The 2,250-nt window shown below is 45.1% G+C and carries 2 protein-coding genes; both read left to right on the top strand.

Features of this window, described 5'->3' with window-relative positions; all coding sequences use genetic code 11:
- On the top strand, positions 1–207 hold a 207-nt coding region (locus LKK83_RS02215), incomplete at its 5' end, for a hypothetical protein (protein ID WP_324629154.1).
- Positions 208–276: 69 nt separating this feature from the next.
- Positions 277–2,250, top strand: a 1,974-nt coding sequence (locus LKK83_RS02220; RefSeq protein ID WP_324629155.1) for a DUF4347 domain-containing protein, incomplete at its 3' end; no start/stop codon positions are given.

Below are 2,250 nucleotides of genomic sequence, written 5' to 3' on the forward strand. Positions count from 1 at the left end.
TTCCGCGAAGGGGATGGCAGTGATGTGGTTTCTGACTTTACCCTAGGGGAAGATTGGTTGGGGTTGGCGGAGGGAATAGACTTCAACGAATTAACCATTACGGGAAATAATAATAGTGCGGTCATCAATAAAGATGGTAAAAATTTAGCTACCCTTACTGGAATTAATTTTGAGTTAATTACTGAATCCACATTTATGGTTATGTAAAACACAAAAGAACAAAGTGTTTATTGCTCCAAGGGTGAATCTACCGACAACTTACTTGGAGTTTTGAGAATGAAAAGTATAATTCAATATTTCGCACCGATTAGTAATGGACAAAATAATGTAACGCGATCGCTGGTTTTTATTGATTCGCAGCTTCAAGACTATGAAACTCTGGTGGCTGGAGTAAAAGAAGACATAGAGGTGGCGGTCATTGACGGCGATCGCGATGGCATCGAACAAATTTCCACCCAGCTTTCTACCTATGCAAAGCAGTTTGGAAAACTCGACGCTATTCACATTATTTCTCATGGCAGTTCCGGTTGTCTGCAATTAGGAAATAGCTCTCTAAATTTAGAGACTTTACCCCACTACAAAGCGATTGTGCAGCAGTGGCGAACTGCACTCAGTCAAACGGCAGAAATTTTACTCTATGGTTGCCAAGTTGCCGCAGAATTAGGAACAGAGTTTATCGAGAAACTCGCTACACTAACTCAGGCGAAAATTGCTGCCTCAGAGAATTTAATTGGCAGTGCGGAGAAAGGTGGAAACTGGAAGTTAAACTTTACCACCGGAGAAATTAAAACTCCGTTAGCCTTGAACTCGGAAGTGATGGAAAAATACGCCGGCGTATTTGCCACCCTCACAGTAACGAATGCGAATGATAGTGGTGCCGGTTCGTTGCGGAATGCGATTTCAACCGCACAACCCGGAGATACTATTGCATTTGACAGTAGTTTAGCCAATCAAACCATTACCCTCACCAGCGGTCAACTGCTGGTTGACAAAGACTTAACCATTGATGGTGCCAATGCGGCTGGATTAACGATTAGTGGGAATAATGCTTCGCGCATTATCGACTTTACCAGAGATGCCAGCTTCAATCCTACCAGTTTGACGGTCAGGAATCTAACCCTTGCGAATGGTAAAACCACCGCCGGAGATGAAGAAGGTGCCGGGGCGGGAATTAGAACGGGGAATGGAACTACCTTAACGGTAGAAAATACCACCTTCAGAAATAACGATGCGACCTATGGTGGCGGTGGGATTTTTGGGGGATTTCAAAGTACCACCACAGTGATAAATTCCACCTTTGATGGCAATATTGGGACGGCAGGTCAGCAAGAACGAGGTGGGGGTGCGATATCCATTAAAAGTGAAAGCAACTTAACCGTTCGCGGTAGTGAATTCACCAACAACAAAGGGGTAAACGGTGGAGCAATTAACAGTCTATTTACCGTGTTAACGGTAGAAGATTCCACCTTTATTAATAACGAAGCGATTACCCCCAGTTCTAAAACCCAATTTTATGGTTTGGGTGGAGCGATTTTAACCGATGGAGCTACAGATCTGAGTAAGCCGGATTCCGGAACAATTTTAGTTCGCAACAGTCGCTTTGAAGGCAATCGGGCATTAGATGGTGGCGGTGCCAATCTTTATTCTTATCCTGATGACAAAGTAGTTGTTGAAGATAGTTTGTTTATCCGGAATGAGGCATTAGAAACACCTGCCGGGGGCGGAAGTGGAGGAGGATTGCGCCACGATAATAGTGAGTTTACCCTCTCGGGAACCAGTTTCGTCGATAATGTCGCTCACAAGCAGGGAGGAGGCTTGTGGGTGGATAAAGTTTCTCCCACCACCATTAGCAACAGTACGTTTTCAGGTAATAAAGCAGAAGATCCAGACGATCCGACTCGGGGTTTAGGTGGGGGAATATTTATACAATCTCCCAGCACTTTGGTCAACCTAACCGTCACCGAAAATTCTGCGGGCGGTTCCGCCGGCGCACTGTTTGCCGGACAACAGCAAAACATTACCGTTGCGAATTCTGTTTTTGCGAACAATACGGTAGGAAATGCTGCAAATAGCAAGCGGAATACCAATATCGAGTTGACTGATGGTGGAAACAATCTACAATTTCCCGATAAAAATTCCCCGGATCCAGGGGATGTAAATGTCACCGCCAGTATCGCGATCGCCGACCCGAAACTCGGTGCCCTACAAGAAATAAACGGTAGACTGGTACATCCTTTACTCCCCGGAAGT

Source organism: Phormidium sp. CCY1219, from assembly GCF_035615515.1.
Lineage (GTDB): Bacteria > Cyanobacteriota > Cyanobacteriia > Cyanobacteriales > Laspinemataceae > CCY1219.